This window comes from Cupriavidus sp. SIMBA_020 (assembly GCF_046535395.1).
GTDB classification, from domain to species: domain Bacteria; phylum Pseudomonadota; class Gammaproteobacteria; order Burkholderiales; family Burkholderiaceae; genus Cupriavidus; species Cupriavidus campinensis.
On sequence record NZ_JAWRWU010001638.1, the window covers coordinates 1 to 237 of the forward strand.

The following is a 237-nucleotide window of genomic DNA, read 5'->3' on the forward strand; positions in this document are numbered from 1 at the left end:
GCATCCAGGCGCTGTTCGACCACAACGAAGCCGACGCCGTGGTCATCACGCACGGCACCGACACGCTGGAGGAAACCGCGTTCTTCCTCGACAACGTGCTGCATACCGACAAACCGGTCGTGCTGGTGGGCTCGATGCGGCCGTCCACGGCCACGAGCGCCGACGGCCCGAGCAATCTCTACGAAGCCGTGGAGGTGGCGGCCAGTCCGTCCGCGCGCGGACGCGGCGTGATGGTCG

At 67.9% G+C, this 237-nt stretch carries 1 protein-coding gene; it reads left to right on the forward strand.

The window, feature by feature from the left end:
* On the forward strand, nt 1–237 hold a 237-nt coding region (locus tag SB751_RS35155), incomplete at both ends, for an asparaginase domain-containing protein (RefSeq protein ID WP_410749633.1).